The sequence below is a fragment of the Azospirillum sp. B4 genome, assembly GCF_000333275.1.
Lineage (GTDB): Bacteria > Pseudomonadota > Alphaproteobacteria > Azospirillales > Azospirillaceae > Nitrospirillum.
The window spans coordinates 22,422-39,845 of the sequence record NZ_BACU01000545.1 but is presented as its reverse complement, the minus strand read 5'-3'; the positions used below and the strand labels follow the sequence as shown (position 1 = coordinate 39,845).

The 17,424-nt window shown below is 68.9% G+C and carries 14 protein-coding genes; 1 reads left to right on the top strand and 13 read right to left on the bottom strand.

The features are described 5' to 3' along the window. Window positions 1-28: 28 nt before the first annotated feature. The 3 genes from I55_RS24775 to I55_RS24765 all read right to left on the bottom strand — a co-directional run bounded on the left by I55_RS24775 (window position 29) and on the right by I55_RS24765 (window position 3,049). Window positions 29-1,192, bottom strand: coding sequence for a S9 family peptidase (locus tag I55_RS24775; protein ID WP_044563385.1), 1,164 nt, complete (start codon window positions 1,190-1,192; stop codon window positions 29-31). Window positions 1,193-1,326: 134 nt separating this feature from the next. Continuing rightward, window positions 1,327-1,851, bottom strand: coding sequence for a cupin domain-containing protein (locus tag I55_RS24770; RefSeq protein WP_044563384.1), 525 nt, complete (start codon window positions 1,849-1,851; stop codon window positions 1,327-1,329). 28 nt (window positions 1,852-1,879) lie between these two features. After that, window positions 1,880-3,049, bottom strand: a complete 1,170-nt coding sequence (locus I55_RS24765) for an FAD-dependent monooxygenase (protein ID WP_044563383.1) — start codon at window positions 3,047-3,049, stop codon at window positions 1,880-1,882. A 192-nt stretch (window positions 3,050-3,241) separates the two neighbouring features. Here I55_RS24765 and I55_RS24760 point away from each other — a divergent pair, with 192 nt between their 5' ends. After that, a complete protein-coding gene (locus I55_RS24760; RefSeq protein ID WP_252181305.1) occupies window positions 3,242-4,459 on the top strand; it encodes an MFS transporter in 1,218 nt (405 codons plus the stop codon). On the opposite strand, the gene I55_RS24755 is transcribed toward I55_RS24760, so the two are convergent. From I55_RS24755 to I55_RS24705, 10 genes are all read right to left on the bottom strand, one after another. Beyond that, entirely contained in the window at window positions 4,441-4,836 is a 396-nt protein-coding gene (locus I55_RS24755) for a response regulator (RefSeq protein WP_044563382.1), read from the bottom strand. The two genes, I55_RS24760 and I55_RS24755, sit on opposite strands and share 19 nt — an antisense overlap. Further along, window positions 4,833-6,971: a sensor histidine kinase gene (locus I55_RS33470; RefSeq protein ID WP_148293941.1), complete on the bottom strand. Its 2,139-nt coding sequence runs from the start codon at window positions 6,969-6,971 to the stop codon at window positions 4,833-4,835. The genes I55_RS24755 and I55_RS33470 overlap by 4 nt, the downstream gene beginning before the upstream one ends. 149 nt (window positions 6,972-7,120) lie before the next feature. Further along, complete coding sequence (gene otsB, locus I55_RS24740) at window positions 7,121-7,960, bottom strand: trehalose-phosphatase (RefSeq protein ID WP_199902709.1); 840 nt, start codon at window positions 7,958-7,960, stop codon at window positions 7,121-7,123. Next, window positions 7,941-9,851 (bottom strand): trehalose-6-phosphate synthase, encoded by a 1,911-nt coding sequence (locus I55_RS24735; RefSeq protein WP_044563381.1) that lies wholly within the window; start codon window positions 9,849-9,851, stop codon window positions 7,941-7,943. Before I55_RS24735 ends, otsB begins: the two co-directional genes overlap by 20 nt. 288 nt (window positions 9,852-10,139) lie before the next feature. Beyond that, a complete protein-coding gene (locus I55_RS24730) occupies window positions 10,140-12,308 on the bottom strand; it encodes an amylo-alpha-1,6-glucosidase (RefSeq protein WP_044563394.1) in 2,169 nt (722 codons plus the stop codon). A 16-nt stretch (window positions 12,309-12,324) separates the two neighbouring features. Then, window positions 12,325-13,425, bottom strand: coding sequence for a glycosyltransferase family 4 protein (locus I55_RS24725; protein ID WP_044563380.1), 1,101 nt, complete (start codon window positions 13,423-13,425; stop codon window positions 12,325-12,327). A 239-nt stretch (window positions 13,426-13,664) separates the two neighbouring features. Next, a complete protein-coding gene (locus tag I55_RS24720; RefSeq protein WP_044563393.1) occupies window positions 13,665-14,168 on the bottom strand; it encodes a helix-turn-helix domain-containing protein in 504 nt (167 codons plus the stop codon). A gap of 109 nt (window positions 14,169-14,277) precedes the next feature. Next, entirely contained in the window at window positions 14,278-14,574 is a 297-nt protein-coding gene (locus tag I55_RS37355) for a hypothetical protein (protein ID WP_044563379.1), read from the bottom strand. A 13-nt stretch (window positions 14,575-14,587) separates the two neighbouring features. Next, window positions 14,588-16,021: an MBOAT family protein gene (locus tag I55_RS24710; protein WP_044563378.1), complete on the bottom strand. Its 1,434-nt coding sequence runs from the start codon at window positions 16,019-16,021 to the stop codon at window positions 14,588-14,590. Window positions 16,022-16,034: 13 nt separating this feature from the next. Continuing rightward, window positions 16,035-17,420 (bottom strand): GDSL-type esterase/lipase family protein, encoded by a 1,386-nt coding sequence (locus I55_RS24705; RefSeq protein ID WP_044563377.1) that lies wholly within the window; start codon window positions 17,418-17,420, stop codon window positions 16,035-16,037. Between the last annotated feature and the right edge of the window lie 4 nt (window positions 17,421-17,424).

The window sequence follows — 17,424 nt, the reverse complement described above, 5'->3', positions numbered from 1 at the left end:
CTGAGCCTCATGCCGCTGATTTATCCCATCAGTCCACCCGACAGCCGAAAGTCTCCGCCACCCAATCGGCGATGTAGTCGCGGGAGATGGTGCCGTTGTCGGCGCCGCAGTGCTCCACCTCGTAATCCGTGGCGCGGAAAACATGCAGGTGGCGGTTGGGGCTGTTCACCGCCTGGTCGTAGGACTGGTGGGCGTATTCCAGGGGGATTTGGCGGTCGCCCTCGCCATGGGTGACCAGGAAGGGCACGCGGATCCTCTCCACCACCCCGTCCAGGCACATATTCGGCGCCCAGGCCATGAAGCTGTCGATGTCCGGCTTGCCGAAGACCCACATCACATGGTCCCAGTAGTGGGGCACCGGGTTCTCCCCTTCCCGCTGGCGGCGGCGCTTTTGCATCTCGCCCCAGTTGTGGTTGGCCCCCATGACGGCGCAGAGGGCGAAGCGCGGCTCCATCGCCGCCGCGCGCGGCGCGTAGTAGCCGCCCAGCGACAGGCCGAACATGCCGATGCGGGCGGGGTCCACATCGTTCCGCGTCAACAGATAATCCAGGGCGGCGGACGCCCAGCGTTCACTGTCGTGCACACCGTGCAGGCCCCGCAGGCGCAAGGCCTCCCCCGTGCCAGGCTGGTCGATCAGCAGGGTGGAGACACCCCGCTTCAGGAAGGCCGCCGGGTTGCCGGCGTAGTAGATCTGCTCCTTCATGCTGTCCAGGCCGTTGCAGCTGACCAGGCAGGGGGCCGGGCGGCCGTCGGGGCCGGGCGGCGCCTTGATGAACAGGCCGGTGAAGCTGGCGCCCTCATAGGGGATCTCGACGAATTCGCAGTTCTCGCGGCCCAGGCGGACGCGCTTGGCGAACAGGTCCAGCCCCCGGGCGTAGGCGGCCTTGCGCGGGGCGTAGTCGCGGGCTTGCATGCGCTCCGCCGTCAGGTAATAGGTCGAGGCGCGGCCGTACTTCTCCGCCGCCGACAGCAGGCGGCCAGCGGCCTCGTCGGCTTCAGCGTTCCGTTCCACCTGCTGGGCCACGGCCAGCCAGCTGTCGAAGAAGCGGGCGGTGCCCGCGTCCTCCCCCCTGGCCGCCGCCTCGCGGATGGGGCGGCAGGCGGCGTCGATCTCGCCAATATTGCCGCCGCACATCAGCGCCAGGTTGGTGGACAGGTTCCAGACGTAGTTTCCAGGAAACGGCTCGTACATGTTCGTTTTCCTCAAGCGCCGGCGCGGCCGTCCGGCCGCTTGGCTATCCTCAGTTTCCAGTCCACCGCGTTCCCCGGAAACTTCCGGCGGATGCAGTCGCATCCTAGAAGGCGGGGGGTTGCGTCCAAGGTCGCTTACTTGTGGTCCGGCTTGTCTTCGGCCAGGGGCTGGCCGTCGTGCAGGTAGGGCGGCGCCTCGATCAGCACGAAGACGATGCGGCAGACCGTGGTGGCGCTGGGGTTGCGCCACAGGTGCATGGTGCCGCGCTGGATGATGATGCCGCCGGCCCCCACGGTCTTCTTCACCCCGTCGTCCAGTTCCAGCTCCACCTCGCCGGACAGGACGATGCCGTAGTCGATGCTGTTGGTGCGGTGCATGGGCGAGGTGCCGCCCGGCAGCATGTCCACCACCCGGATGACGGACCCGTGGTTCAGGGTCAAGCCGGCCTCGCGCAGGCGGCCGTCGGTCTCGTCATTGTTGTCGGCCGGGACCGTGGGCGTGGTCCAGATCAGGGTGAAGGCGGCATCGCCGGAGGGGATGCGCCGGGTCGGGAACGCGTCGTCCGACTTGAAGATGGCGCGGGCGTCGGCGTTGTGCCCCGTCACCACGCGGCGGACGGCGGGCAGGCCGGAATCACTGGTCCCGGAATCGCTGGTCATGGTTGTCGTTTCCTTGGGAAAAAGCGGATCAGATATCGGCCAGCAACGCCGCCTGCGCCTTGGCCATCATGGCGCCCATGATCTCGGGCGAGACATGGTCCTGCTGCGCCTTGCCGATGGCGATGCTGCTTTCCACCACCAGGCGGCAGCGTTCGAAGCGCCGGTCGGTGAAGGCCCGGAAGGCGGCCGGGATGTCATTCGGCTGGCGCTCCAGCTCTTCCGCCAGGACCAGGGCGTCCTCCACCGCGATGCCGGCGCCGGACGCCAGGTGCGGGGTGGTGGCGTGGGCGGCGTCGCCGATCAGGATGCTGCGGCCCTTCACCCAGAATTCCTTGGGGAGCATCGTCGCCTCCAGCGGGCGGACGTTGACCAGGCTGTCGGGACCCAAGCCGTCCCGCACCGCCGCAACCGGGCCGCCAAAGGGCGCCAACAGTTCGGCCAGGCGCTTGTAGGCCGTGGCCTCATCCACCCAATGCATGGTGGGCCTGTTTTCCAGCAGCCACATGTACATGCGGTCCTGCGTCACCGGCACCAGGCCGCAGGTCACCGGCGCGCCGACGAAGAAGTGGGAGCGGTCGATCTCCGGCGGGCGCTTGGCCACCACGCGCCAGCAGTACTGCCCGGTGTAGGTGGGCTTGGGCGCGTCCGGGAACAGGAAGGTCCGCGCCTTGGAAAAGGCGCCATCGGCGGCCACCACGAAGTCATAGGTGCCGGTGCTGCCATCGCTGAAGCGCGCCTCGACCTTGTCGCCCACGTCCATCCATTCGGTGGCGGTCAAGCCCAAGCTGACCTTGACGCCGGCGGCGCGTGTCAGGCCGGACAGGATGGCATGCAGGTCGGGGCGCATGATACCGCCGGACACGGGCAGGTCGGGCTGGATGGGCCGGTCCTGCAAATCGGCCACGGGCGTGCCATCGGGCGCGCACAGGCGCCCGCCCTCGGTCACGTGGAAACCCTGGGCCTTCAGCTCGTCCAGGATGCCCAGGGTTCGGAACGCCCGGTAGGTGGGTCCGGTCACGGTGATGCCGGCGCCATAGACGCGCCAGTTGGGATCGGCCTCGACCACGTGCACGGGCCAACCGGCGCGGCTGGCGCTGATGGCGAAGGACATGCCGCCGACGCCGCCGCCGAGCACTAGGATGGGCCGCCCAGCCCGGCTTTGAGGGGCGCGATCATCGCGCACTGAGGTCTGAGGCATCGCCTGCTTCTCCGTTTCTTCCCTGATGCGCACTCTCAACGGGTACGTCACGGCCGATCCTAGGGGCGCCTCAGCTATTGTTAAAATTGATTTGGAAGATATCTTGGCACCTGTCCGGCAAATGGATCGCCGGCGCAACCGTTGCTATCGGGGCGGAAAAGTGATGCGTTTCAAGGGCCTGGATTTAAGCCGGTGGAAAGCGCCCACGACGCCATGATGGGCCACCCGGTCTCCGCCAACCGCCCGGCCACGCGGCTGGCCACCCGGCTGGCCTTCCTGGCCGCCGGCTTCAGCCTGTCCTGCTGGGCGCCGCTGGTGCCCTACGCCCGCGCCCGCCTGGGCGTGGACGACGCCACCCTGGGCCTGCTGCTGCTGTGTCTGGGCATCGGGTCGGTGGTGGCCATGCCGGCGACCGCCCCCTTGAGCGCGCGCTACGGCACGCGGCCCGTCATCCTGGGCGGCGGCCTGGGCATGGCGCTGGCCCTGCCGGCGCTGGCCACGGTCGACAGCCTGGCCGGCGCGGCGGCCGCCCTGCTGCTGTTCGGGGCGTCGCTGGGCACCCTGGACGTCGCCATGAACGTGCACGCGGTGGAGGTGGAGCGCGATGCCGACCGGCCGCTGATGTCCGGCTTCCACGGGCTGTTCAGCGTGGGCGGCTTCGCCGGGTCCGGCGGCATGACCCTGCTGCTGGCCGCCGGCCTGGCGCCCTGGGCCGCCGCCTGTCTCGGTGCCGCCCTGGTGCTGGTGATGCTGGCGCTGGCGGCCCCCCGCCTCCTGCGCGCCCGCCCGGTGACGGCAGGGGCGGAGGGGAAACGCGCGCCCCTGTTCGTGCGGCCGCGCGGCATCGTGGCGCTGTTGGGCGTCCTGGCCCTGGTCACCTTCCTGGCCGAGGGCGCCCTGCTGGACTGGGGCGCCCTGTTGATGACCGACCACCGCGGCGTGTCGCCAACCCAGGCCGGCCTGGGCTACACCCTGTTTTCCCTGGCCATGATGGCGGGCCGCCTGACGGGCGACCGTGTGGTGGCGGCGCTGGGCGGGCGGCGGGTGATGCTGTGGGGCGGCCTGACGGCCATCGCCGGCTTGGCCGTGCTGCTGCTGGCGCCCCAGACGCCCTCCGGGGTGTGGTTGGCCTTCGCGGGCTTTCCGCTGATCGGCGCCGGCGCGGCCAATCTGGTGCCGGTGCTGTTCAGCGCCGCCGGACGCCAACGGGTCATGCCCCCGGCCCTGGCCGTGGCGGGCATGACGGCCATCGGGTACGCCGGCATGCTGGGCGGCCCGGCGCTGATCGGCTTCATCGCGCGCGGCATGGGCCTGCCCACCGCCTTCGCCCTGCTGACGGCGCTCATGGCGCTGGTGCCGCTGTCGGCCGGACCGGTGGGCCGCGTGGGGGATCAGCCGGCGGCGTCCTGAGCCGCCGCGGCCCAGACGTCGCGCACCACGGTTTGCAGCTGCCGGCCGAAAACCGGCTTGTAAAGAATGGCCGCCGGGTGATCCATGTTGATGCGCTCCAGCGTCGCCGGTTCCCGCGACGCGGTGATGAAGATAACCTTGGAGCCCACGGATTCATGGATGGCCAGGGCCGCGTCCACCCCGTCGCCAGCACCCTTCAGGCGCATGTCCATCAACACCAGCCGGGGGCGCTGGGCCTTGGCCATGGCGATGGCGTCGGCGGCGGTGGCGGCGGTGCCGCACACCGTCAACCCCATGTCCCGGATCTGGATGCTCAGCGTCTCCGCGATCAGGAATTCGTCGTCCACCACCAGGACGCAGTCTTCCAACGTGCTCATGGCGCCGCCACCGGCGTCGGCAGGATGATGTCCGCCCGCGTTCCCGTGTCAAACCGCATCGCGATTGTTCCGTCCAACTGTGCCACCAGGCCCTTCACGATGGCGCCGCCCAGGCCGCGCCTGTAGCCGCCCGTCCTTCCCTCCGCCGCGCCATTCTTCGCCGCCCCGCTTTCCATCAGGTGCGCCCCGCCGTCGCCGTCGTCCGCGACCACCAGCAGGACGCCGCCTTCGTCCCGCCGCCGCATCGACAGGGTAATGGTGCCGGTGCCGTTGGGAAAGGCGTGTTTCAACGAATTGGTGATCAGTTCGGTGACCAGCAAGCCCAAGGGAATGGCGAAATCCAGGTTGACGATCAGGGGACAGAGGTCGAGGTCCAGGGTGATCCCCACCTCCGCCCCGGACTGCAGGATGTTGCTGGCCAGTTCCTCCAGGAAGGGGGCGATGTCGAAGGTTTCCAGGTCGGGCGATGTCATCAATTGCTGATGCACCAGGCCCAGGGCATAGACACGGCTGCGCAGCCCCATCAACGCCTGGCGGGCCTCAGGATCCGACAGTTGCAGGGACTGCATCATGACCAGGCCATCGATGACCTGCAGGTTGTTCTTCACCCGGTGATAGACCTCCCGCAGCAGCAGGTCGCGCTGTTTCAACGCCGCGGTGCGTTCAACCACCACTTGCTCCAGGTCGGCCTTGGCCACGCGCAGCGCCGCCTCCGCCTCCGCCCGTTCGGTCACGTCGATCAACACGCCGGTGGCGCGGGTCGGCGTCCAGGTGACGGGGTCGCGCGCCACGATGGCGCTGCGGTGGGACAGCCAGATCCAGGGGGCGCGATGCTCGCCTGCATCCCCGGGCGCGTCCCCGGGCGAGTCCAGGCCGCCATCGGCGCGGCGCACGCGGTACTGCATCTGCACCAGTTCAGCCGCCCCCATCTGAAGCAGGCGCAGGCCGCCGGCCCGCTCCTCCCGGTCATCAGGATGGATCCAATCGGCCCAGGCGGCGTATTCCGGACCGTCCAGGGAAAACCAGGTTTCCGCCGGCAGCGTACCGCCCGTCATCGCCGCCGTGCGCCGGTCCACCCAGCACAGACCCCGCGCCAGGTCCATTTCCCAGACGCCCAGTTTGGCGCCCTCCGCCGCCAGGCGCAGGCGCGTCTCGCTCTCCTTCAGGGCTAGGGCGGTCTTGTGCATGGTGTCGATATCCTCCACCACCGCCAGCAGCAGGGGCGGCAGCCGGGCGCTGGCCTTGCGCACCAGGGTGGCGGACACCCGCCCCCAGACGGGGGAGCCATCCCGGCGGCGGAAGCGCAGCTCCCGCACGTAGTCGTTGGCCTCGCCCGACATCAGGCGCGCGAACTCCACCCCCTCCGCCGCGCGGTCCTCCGCCCACAGCAAGGCCCGCCAGTCGACCTGGCCGGCCAGGTCCGCTGGCGCGTATCCCAGCATCCGGGCGAACGCGTTGTTCACCCGCAGCAGGCGCCCTGTCTCCGGATTCACCTGCACCTTGCCCACGGCCGCCGCCTCGAAGCTGGCACGGTACTCCGCTTCGCTGTTGGCCAGGGCCTCCAGCGCCGCCGCCCGTTCGGCCAGCACCTCCGTCAGCTGGGCGTTGGCGGCGCTGAGTTCCGCCGTGCGCGCCGCCACCCTGCGCTCCAGTTCGGAGTTGGCGGCCAGTACCCTGGCCTCGCTTTCCCGCAGCAAAGCGGCGGTGCGTTCCTGTTCCTGGATCGTGCGGGTCAGCTCCACATTCAGGCGGCTCAGCTGCCCTGGCGTGGGCAGGGCCAGGACGCGCGGCACCACGGGCCACAGCATCGCGGCGGTGGCCACCGACAGCAGTGCCGTCACCGCCTTCACCACCCCTTCCGCCCCGTAGGCGGGGACCCACAGCGTCATGATGGACAGCACGTGGGTCAGACCGCAGGCCAGGATGAAGGCCACGAACAGGTGCCCCACCCAGCGGTAGGCCAGATCATTGCGCCGGCGCACGAACCAGGCCAGCGTCAGGGGGATCGAAAAATAGGACAGGCCGATGACGGCGTCCGAACCGGCATGCAGCCAGATGAGACCGGGCAGCCAACTGAGGCAGAACCCATGGGGCGTCAGGCCGGATGGATCCAGCAACCAGTCGGAAATGGTCATGCGCCCGCCCTCCACCGCCAGGACGCCGCCCAGGCAGGGCCCGGAGGCCACTAAACCTTGGCGAGCAGTGAACGGTGGCGCGCCGCGCAAGGCCCGTCAAGTCGCGCTTTGGATGACGCGGCCGCCGTCCTGCACGCAAAAGGTGAGGGTCAGCCGGCGGCCTCGGTCACCTCCCGCCGCACCAGCTTGTCCAGCAGGGGGAACTGGGGGTCGCCCAGCCAGGCGCGCACGGCGGCCACGTCGGCCAGGGCGTGCAGGGCGGCCGTCGCCTGTTCCGCCTTGCCCACCTTCACCGAGATGCCGCCCAGGCCATGCACGCTTTCGAACGCGTGCTCGTCCGGCACGTCATCGCCGATGAAGATGGGGCGGCGGCCCTTGAACGGCTCCACCGTCATGAAGCGGTGGACGGCGTCGCCCTTCAGCGCCTGGGCCGGCATGAGTTCGACCCCGACGTTGCCCTCCACCACGCGATAGCCCTGCGGCAGGCTGGGCAGCGCCGCCTTGGCCATGCGGGTGATGTGGTCCAGGCTGTCGGGATGGGGGCCGGTGTGCAACGCCAGCACCGGGCCCTTGCGCTCGATGACGATATTGGACGCGGTGGCGAATTCCGCCTGCGCCCGTTCCGCCAGGGCGGCCAGGGCCGGCGGCTCCTCCGCCGCCACCGCGGGCTGGTCGGGTGACAGCCGCATTTCGATGCCGAACAGTCCGCCGGCGCGCAGCACCATGGGCTGGAACAGCGTGTCGATGGACGCCAGCGACCGGCCGCTGATCACCGCAAGGGCCCCCCCCAGACGTTCGTCCAAGAGCTTCAGCAGGTCACGCAGCTCATCATCCACCACCACCCCGGTGGGGTCCTTATGGTGTTCCAGCAGCGTGCCGTCGATGTCCAGGAACAGGGCCCAGCGGTCGCCAGCGGTGGGCGCCAGCCCCGCGTTCGGCCCGGCGTACGGTCCCACGTTGGGCATGGTTTCAGTAATGGCTCGGCTCAACGCTCTTTCCTTTCCCCATGCTGACCAGGCGCACCACGTTGCGGCCCAAAGGCGTGCGCCCCAGGGAGCCGCGCGCCGTATGTTGCTTCGCCAGCTTGGCCGTGACATGGGCGGTGTGGTGGCGCTTGCGCAGGCGGGCGCCGTCCAGCAGCATGTTGCCCGCCCAGCGATAGATGTTGTTCTCCCGCACCGTCTCGCGCATGCGGCGCATCCGCTCGCGCTGTTCCTCCGGCGACATGGTCAGGCCGCGCAGCAGGGCGTCGGCCATGCCGCAGGTGTCGTAGGGATTGATGATGATGCTTTCCGGCAGTTCCTTGGAGGCGCCGGCGAAGCTGCTGAGCAGCAGCACGCCCTGCTCATCCTCGCGCGCCGCCACGAACTCCTTGGCCACCAGGTTCATGCCGTCGTGCAGGCTGGTGACCATGCACAGGTCGGCGGCGCGCAGCAGCCCATAGACTTCATCCTTGCCATAGGATTCGTTCAGCATGTGGATGGGCTGGTAGCCTTCATGGCCATAACGCGCGTTCAGCTCGTCCACATAATCCAGGCACTCGCGCTGGCACTGCTGATAGGCTGGCAGGGCCGTGCGGCTGGGGGCCGCGACCTGCAGCACCACCATGCGGCCGATCCATTCCGGGTGGCGCTTGAACAGCTCCTCCACCGCGCGGAAGCGGTCGACGATGCCCTTGGTGTAGTCGAACCGCTCCACGCCCACACACAGCTTGACGTGCGGCGGCAGGTTGAAACGCTGGAAGATGTCGCGCCGGCAGGCGGCCACCGATGGCTGGCGCGACAGCGAGGCCGGCGGCCATTCGATGGAGATGGGGTGGGCGTGCACATGGGTGGTCAGACCGCCGAAGGTGACGGCCGACGAATCCCGCTCGATCCGGCTTTCCAGGAAGCGGTCCACCGTCTCGATGAAGTTGTTGCAGTAATACTGCGTGTGGAAGCCCACCACCGAACTGCCCAGCAGGCCGTCCAGGATGCGTTCCCGCCACGGGCAGATGCCGAAGATTTCGGCGTTCGGCCAGGGAATGTGCCAGAAGGTGATGATGACGGCGTGGGGCAGACGCTCGCGGATCATGCGGGGCAAGAGGGCGAAGTGATAGTCCTGGATCAGGACCACCGGCCGCTCGTCCCGCGCCTCCTCCACCACCACGTCGGCGAAGCGGCGGTTCACCGCCTCATACACCTCCCAGTCCTCGGCGTTGAAGCTGGGGCGGGTGAAGGCGACATGACACAGCGGCCACATACCATCGTTGGAGAAGCCGTAATAGTAATGCTTCTCCTCCGCCTCGGTCAGCCAGACGCGGCGCAGGGTATAGCTGGGGTTGTCGGGCGGCACGGCGATATGGTCGTCGGCGTCCACCGTCATGCGGTCGGCGGACCCGCTGCCGTGCGCGATCCAGGTGCCGGAGCAGGCGCGCATCACCGGATCCAGGGCCGCCACCAAACCGCCGGCCGGCGCCCGAAGCTTCACCTTCCCGTCCTCTTCCAGGTCGTGGATGAAGGGTTCCCGGTTGGAAACGACGATGACCTGCGCGCCCGTCAGTTCCGTCTTCAGCAAATGGCGCAGCGTGTCCGGCGTCCAGGTGCCCAGCCGGTCGGTGGCGATGCCCTCCGGCTTGGTGGACCGCAGGGCGCGCTGGGCGGCGGCGTGGGCCTCCCGCCCCTCGGCCACCGGGGAGTGGCCTTCGCGGACTTGGCGCCGCGTCTCCTCATAGCTGGGAATGACAGGCTCGGCCGCCGCGGAATGCCGGCCACGGCTCCATCGCAGCAGCAAGGTGCCGGAAAGCACAAGGGCCGCGAATGACAAGAGTAGGCTGGCCCCCACCAGGTAGACGGCGGCGGGCTCCTGCGTCAGCAACGCACCCAGATCGATGCCCATCATGGTGATACACCCATACCTATCGGTTAAGACAACTATGACCTGGTTTTATGATTGCGGTAATCAGGTCATATTCCACGCAGATCGAACAGATATAGCCGAATTGGTCATTTCCACTGATCGGCGCCTTATTATTCTTACAATAATTCTACAATCGAGATTGTGTTCCAAAAAAGGCACCAGGGGTGAAGGCGGGCCTGAAAAAGCGGATAGTCCGCCCATCCCAAGGCGGGAGCCGCCGCCGGTTCCCTGGTTCCATCGCCCTAGACCGTCCGGCGCCGGGTCCGGCGCTCAGGATCGGACGATAAGGGGCACCAGCCCTTCCTCATGGTCGGAGATGGAGGCGATGACTTGCCCGCCCATGCGCTGGAAGGAGAGGTCGACGGTGTGGTCCCCCACCGTCACGCGGCGCACGGTCAGCTGGTCGATACCGATGGGCAGCTTGGGCCGGTTGACGTGGATTTCGCCCCGCCAGCCATCGACCTCGATGCCCAGGCAGGCCTGCAACAGCATGAAGACCGAACCGGCGGCCCAGGCCTGGGGCACACAGGCGACGGGATAGGCGATGGGCGTCTCCCCCTGTTCGCGGGGGAAACCGCAGAACAGCTCCGGCAGGCGCATGCCGAAGCGCACCGCCGCCTCGAACGTGTCGCTCATCAGCTTGACCACGCCGGCGCGCACGCCGTAGCGCGCGAGGCCGGCGGCGCAGATGGCGGTGTCGTGCGGCCAGACGGAGCCATTGTGGTAGGACATGGGGTTGAAGCAGACCTCGTTGTCCGCCAGCGTGCGGATGCCCCAGCCGGTGTGGAAGGACCCGGCCAACAGCTGCTCCGCCACCCGCTGCGCCCGCTCCGGTGACGGCAGGCCCACGAACAGCAGATGCCCGACGTTGGAGGCACGCACGCGGCACGGCCGACCGTGGCCATCCAGCGCCAGGGCGTAGAAGCCCAGATCCTCCATCCAGAAATGGGTTTCCACCGCCTGGCGCAACGCCTCGGCCCGATGCTGCCAATAGGCCGCCTGCGCATCCTCCCCCCGCCGCTTGGCCAGACGCGCCAGGCCGCACCAGGCGGCGTAGACGTAACCCTGCACCTCCACCAGGGCGATGGGACCTTCCGGCAGGCTGCCGTCCGCGTGCTGGATGCTGTCGAAGCTGTCCTTCCAGCCCTGGTTGGCCAGGCCGGTTTCCTGGGCGCGCTGGTAATCGACGAAGCCGTCGCCATTCTGGTCCCCCGCCCCTTCCATCCAGGAGGCGGCGGCGCAGAGCGATGGCCACAGCTGGTCGATGAAGGCCATGTCGCCGGTGCGGTCGGCATAGACGGACGCCAGGTAGATGTAGAGTGGCGTGGTGTCGACGCTGCCGTAATAGCGGCCGAAGGGCAGCTCGCGCAGCACCGCCATTTCGCCCTTCCGCGTCTCGTGCAGGATCTTGCCGGGCTGCGCGTCGCTGAAGGGGGCCGTCTCCGTTGCCTGGTGCTGGGCCAGGAAAGCCAGCACGCCCCGCGCCAGGCGGGGGTTCAGCCACATCATCTGCAGGGCGGAGATGATGCCGTCGCGCCCGAAGGCGGTGGAGAACCAGGGAATGCCGGCATAGGGGTAGGGGCCGGTCGCGAGCTCCGTCGTCAGCAGCGCGGTGTCGGCCTGGGCCCGGGCCAGCCAATCGTTGAACACCCGGCCGGAACTGTAGACGCTGGCGCCGCGACGGCGCTTGGTGCGCATCTCCAGCCGCGCCCGCACCGCGGCGGCACGGAAGCGCACGCGGCTGGGCGTGTCCGTCCGCTCGGTCCCGACCTCGATGTACAAGACGTGGCAGCCGCGCTTGGGCAGGTTGACGTTGAACACGGCGCGATCGCCCTGCAGGCGGTCCGGCGCCTGGCTGAAGGCCAGGGTCGACTGGCGGGTCACATGGTCCAGGCCTTCATAGCTGAGCGTCACGCCATCGCCCGACAGCTGGGCCTCATGCGTGCGGCCGCGCAACTGGCGGGTGGAGCCGCGCACCTCGAACATGTCGCGGAAGTCGGCGGCGAAGATGAAGGTCAGCGGCACGACGATGTCGCTGCCGCCGAAGTTGGACAGGGTCACCCGTTCATACAGCCGGTTCTGCCAGAGGATGCGCGTGCGTTCAATATGGATGACGCCCCACAGGGTCATGCCGCCGCCGGGGGCGGGCATGGGCACGTTGGTGCTGTTGGCGGTGAACAGGATGTTGTCCTCGCTGAGCGAAGCGCCCAGCAGGGATGGTTCCTTGTCGCCGATGCGCAGCAGATAGCGGGACAGGATGCGGGTGTCGTCCACGAACAGGCCGTCACCCTGGCCCAGGATGTCGCCGTGGGCGTCGGCCACGACGAAGCAGTCGCCGTGCTTCAGCGCGAACAGCTTGAAGGTCTCCCGCGGGCCGCTGCCGTCAGGTCCGGCCAGGCCGATGGCCGGGTCCAACTGTCGTTCGTCGAGGGCTGCCATGGACGTCTCGCGGGACTCAGATCGACGGCCGGGCCGCGGCGCGCGGATCGAAGCCGGGCGCGCTGGACCCGGCGCCACCTTTCAGCAGGGCCTCATAGGCCGCGACGTAGTTGCGGGCCATGGCGGCGGCGGAAAAGCGCTCCTCGAACACCCGGCGGATGCGGGCACGATCCAGGCTCCGGGCCTTTTCCACCGCGTCCACCGCGTCGGCGATGGTGTCGACCACGAAGCCGGTGACGCCCTGGTCGATGATTTCCGGCATGGCGCCGTTGTCCCAGGCGATGACGGGGGTGCCGCAGGCGAAGGCCTCGATCACCACCAGGCCGAAAGGCTCCGGCCAGTCGATGGGCATCAGCAGGGCGGCAGCGTCGCCCAGGAAGTCCGGCTTGTGCGCGTCATCGATCTCACCCACGTGCTGAATGGCGCGGCCGTCGATGCGAGGTTCCACCTGGTCGCGGAAATAATCGCCGTCGTCGTCCCCCACCTTGGCCGCCATCTTGAGCGCCAGGCCGGACTTCTCCGCGATCTCGATGGCGCGGTCCGGCCGCTTGTCACGGGAAAAGCGGCCCAGGAAGGCCAGGTAGTCGCCGGTGCCGCCCGGCCGGCCCTGCGGCGGACGGTACAGGTCCGGCGGCAGGCCATGATAGACGGTGGCGAGCCAGTTGGCGTCGGCCAGGGGACGCCGCTGGCGGTCGGAGATGGAGATCATGGGATAGCGCGGCCACAGCCCGTAGGACGGCGCCAAGTCGACATAGTCCAGCCGGCCGTGCGGCGTGGTCACCGTGCGGTGCGCGCATTCCTTGAAAAAGGGGAAGTGCATGAAGTGGCTGAGGTGGAAGTGCAGCACGTCGAACTCATCCGCCCTGGCGCGCACCTGCTCCAGCATGGCCAGGTGCGCCGCCACCGGCGACTTCAACGGCGCGTCGTCCAGCCACAGGGCATGGGGCCGCATCGGCACCAGCGTGGCGGCGGTCTTTGACTCGGCACTGGCGAACAGGGTGACGTCGTGCCCCAGCTCTACCAGCGCCTCGGTCAAATAAGATATAACCCTTTCAGTACCACCATAGTATGTAGGCGGAACGGACTCATAAAGAGGGGCGATTTGCGCAATCCTCATCGACGGTTTTTCCCCTTATCGATGACAGGAATTTCAGCACGCCCAGCCACAAATATTGTGTGTGCAGTGCCGAAGGGACCACGGCAACCGTATCACCGGGTGGGGGTACCAACCATAATTCTTAGTGAATAGGGCGATGGGCCGGGCGGCGCGCAGACCATGCCCGGCCCTGGCGAGCACCCGGGCCTTTTGGTCTAGGCCCCAGTCGCAGGGGCAACCGCCGCGCTTGCCGGGACCGTCTAAGCGGCGTCGACGGCGGCCTTCGCCTTGGCCGCGTAGCGCTGGCGGACGGTGTCGTCGGCGGCGGGGCCGGCGGCCAGGCGGAAGTCGCGGCTGGTGGCGGGCTTGCCGGTAGCGCGGTCCACCAGCACCAGGTCGGCGGGCTGGCCGGTCTGGGTGTCGACCAGTTGCACCGACGGCCCCTCTTCCGCGAAATGACGGTTGCCCCAGGCCAGCAGGGCCAGCATGACCTCGCGGAAGTCCCGCCCCCGGTCGGTCAGCACATATTCGTAACGGGGCGGCCGTTCGCTGTACTGCCGCTTTTCCATCAGCCCGGCCTCGACCAGGGCGGTCAGGCGGCGGGTCAGCATGTTGGGGGCGATATCCAGGCTTTTCTGGAACTGGTCGAAGCGCGTCATGCCGTGGAAGGCGTCGCGCAGAATCAGGATGCTCCACCACTCCCCCACCCGTTCCAGGCTGCGGGCGATGGGGCAGGTCAGGTCTTCGAAGCTTTTGCGCTGCATGGGGCAGGCCTTTGGCATACCAGGCGGATCGGGATCCGCGACTATCATGGTGCAAGTTTACGGCCGCCGCAGCGGACTGCGCAAGGGCCTCCAGCGCGGGGCAACGTCTTCAGAACCGCAAACCCTGGAACCAGCGGAACAGAGCCTGCAGCCCGGCGTAGAGGCGCCCGGCGCCGATGGCGTCCATCCAGTCCTGCCAGGTCTGCACCCAGGCGGACAGCTGGTCGGTGGCGGAATTGATGGGCAGGCCGTTGATCCAGTCCCCCAGCGGATGGGCGCCCAGCGCCAGCGCCACCAGGGCCGCCGCCGCCAGCGAGGCCGCGACGGCGCGCAGGCGGGCCGGCCGCGCGCCCTCGATCACCTCGACGGGATTGTAGCGGGGCCGGATGGGCTGCTTGGCGGTCATGGGCTGGCCCCCGTCAGAACTGGAAGTAGATGAAAGGCGCCACACCGTCCGGCGCGCAGGCCTGGATCAGCACGATGGCCAGGCCCACGGCAGCCCCCAACGCCGCCAACGGCAGGCGGCGCACAGCGCCCTCGATACGGACCAGGCGGTCGGCCGGCAGGAACTGCGCACCCAGGGCGCCCGCGATCAGCAGGGCGGTCAGGGGCGTGATGGCGGTCGGCGGCATGGTCCAGCGCGCGAAGCCGGCCAGGAAACGACCGGCCAGGTCCACCGTTGGCGCCCGGAAGAAGATCCAGGTGAAGCAGACGAAATGGAAGGTGGCGACGATGGCCAGGCCACGTGCCCAGCCGCGGAAGGGGGGCGCCTCCCACTGCCCGATGGTCAGGGCGCGCAGCTTGTTGACCAGGTGCTCCGCCACCAGCATGCCGCCATGCAGCGCGCCCCAGATGACGAAGGTCCAGTTGGCGCCGTGCCACAGGCCGCCCAGCAGCATGGTGATCATCAGGTTGCGGCAATGCCGCCAGGTGCCGCCCTGGTTGCCGCCCAGGGGGATGTAAAGATAGTCGCGGAGCCAGGACGACAGCGAGATATGCCAACGGCGCCAGAATTCCCGCAACGAGGCGGAGCGGTAGGGCTGGTCGAAGTTCTGCGGGAAGCGGAAACCCAGCAGGGCGGCCAGGCCGATGGCGATGTCGGTGTAGGCGCTGAAGTCGCAATAGATTTGCAGGGCGTAGCCGTAGGTCGCCAACAGCAGGTCCAGGGCACCAAAGCGGTCCGGATCCATGAAGACGGCGTCCACCAGGTCGGTCGCCAGGTAGTTGGCCACCACCACCTTCTTGAACAGCCCGCCGATGATCAGCAGATAGGCGCGGGTGGCGCGGATGTCGTCCGGATCCGGCCGCTCCCCGATCTGCGGCAGAAAGTGGGAGGCGCGGACGATGGGCCCGGCCACCAGCTGCGGGAAGAAGGAGATATAGAGCACCAGGTGCATCAGCCCGGCCGGCCGCTTCAGCGTGCCCCGGTAGAGGTCCACCAGGTAGGAGATGCCATGGAAGGTGAAGAAGGAGATGCCGACTGGCACCACCATGTCCAGGAATCCCACGCGCACCGGCAGGCCCATCAGGGTCAGGGTGTCGTTGGCCGCGTGGCTGGCGAAGTTGGCATACTTGAAGAAGGCAAGCACGCCCAGGTTCACCGCCACGGCCAGCGACACCGCCAGCTTGCGCCGGGCCGGCGTCCGCTGCCGGGTGATGGCGTGGCCGGCCAGGTAGTTGAACAGCGTGCTGCCGCCCAGCAGGAACAGATAGCGCCAGTCCCACCAGCCGTAGAAGACGTAACTGGCGGCCGACAGGAAGGCCACCCGGGCGGGCGGGCGGCGCACCAGGGCCCAGGCGACGGCGAAGACGACCAGGAAAAACAGGCCGAAGTTCAGGGTGGGGAACAGCATGGGCGGATGTCCCCTACCGGCCGTCGCCGGGGTCGGTGGCCGCGGTGACGACCGGCCGGGGCGGCGTGGCCCCGGGCTGGATATAGCCCTGGTACTGGTCCATCAGCCAGGCGAAGAAAGCGTTGGCCGTCAGGGTGTAGCCTTCCTGCGTCAGGTGGACGTGGTCGGGCCGGGCCAGCGGCACCGCCTGGCGCACCCAGCGGTCCATGCCGCAGGCCCCCGGCATCAGTTGCGCCCAATCCCAGAAGACGTAGTCCCCCTTCCGGGCGCCCTGGGCCTGCAGGGCCCGCACCTTGCCCAGGGTTGGGGGCGTGTACCAGGCGCACTTGGCCGCCGGCGGGGGGGTGTCCTGGCAGGGGAACGCCGCCTCCTTGTCCGCCACCTTCTTGCAGGCGGGGGATTCGGCCTGGCCGTCCAGCGGCCCCAGCACGATGACGGCCACCGGGCCGGCGTTCACCCGGCGCAACGCCGCCTGGAAACGCTCGCCATAGGCCGCCAGGTCCAGGCCGCGGTCGAAGCCCTCATTCGTGCCATAGGCCAGGATGACCAGGTCCGGCCTGCGCTTGGCCAGCTCCAGGGCGACCGTGTCGGGGTTCCAGCGGTCCATGGTGGTGATGCGGGCGCCGACCACGCCGGCGCTGTCCATCACCACGCCGGGGCGGGCCCGGTCCAGCGACCAGCCGGCGATGTCCACCGGCCGGGCGTCGGCCGCCACCAGCTTCAGCTGCTGCGCCTGGCCGGCGGTCGGCAGGGTGATCCACTGCGCCGCGCCGGCGGGCCCCTGGGTGGAAACCTGCTTCACCACCCGGTCGTCGATCAGCACCAGCAGGTCGCCGCCACCGGGCTGCTGCACCACCGTGACGCCGGCGATGTCAAAGCCCAGCCCATCCTTGGGACTGACGGCGATGGCGGCGCCGCGCGCGTGGCTGCGCGCGACGAATCCGGTGATGCCCCAGCCCGGTGGCGGCGTGTCGCTCAGGCTGTTGAAGTACTGCCACTTGCCTTCCTGGGTCACGGCCACATCGGGCCGGCGCGATCCGATATAGGGCTTGCCCGCCGGCATGTAGCCCGGCCCGGCGGAACCGAATCGCTCCTGCAAGGCCTCGCGCAGGCGGCTGGTGAACACACCGCCCGCCGTGTGGCTGTCGCCCAATTGCAGGATGTCGACCGTGCCGCCATGGCCGGCCTCGATGGCGGCCAGACGCTGGAACAGCCGTTCAAAGCCGGGATTGCCGTCATAGGGCGACGGTGCACGCGGCGGCAAGGCCGGCGGCGGCGTCACCGCCACGGTCGGCGGGACATGGCGGGGGGCGGACGACGCGGTGCCGGGGACCGGGGCGCCACTGCACGCCGCGACTGCGGCCAGCAGCAAGCCCAAGGGAAGAAGGCGGCGGCGCATGAGA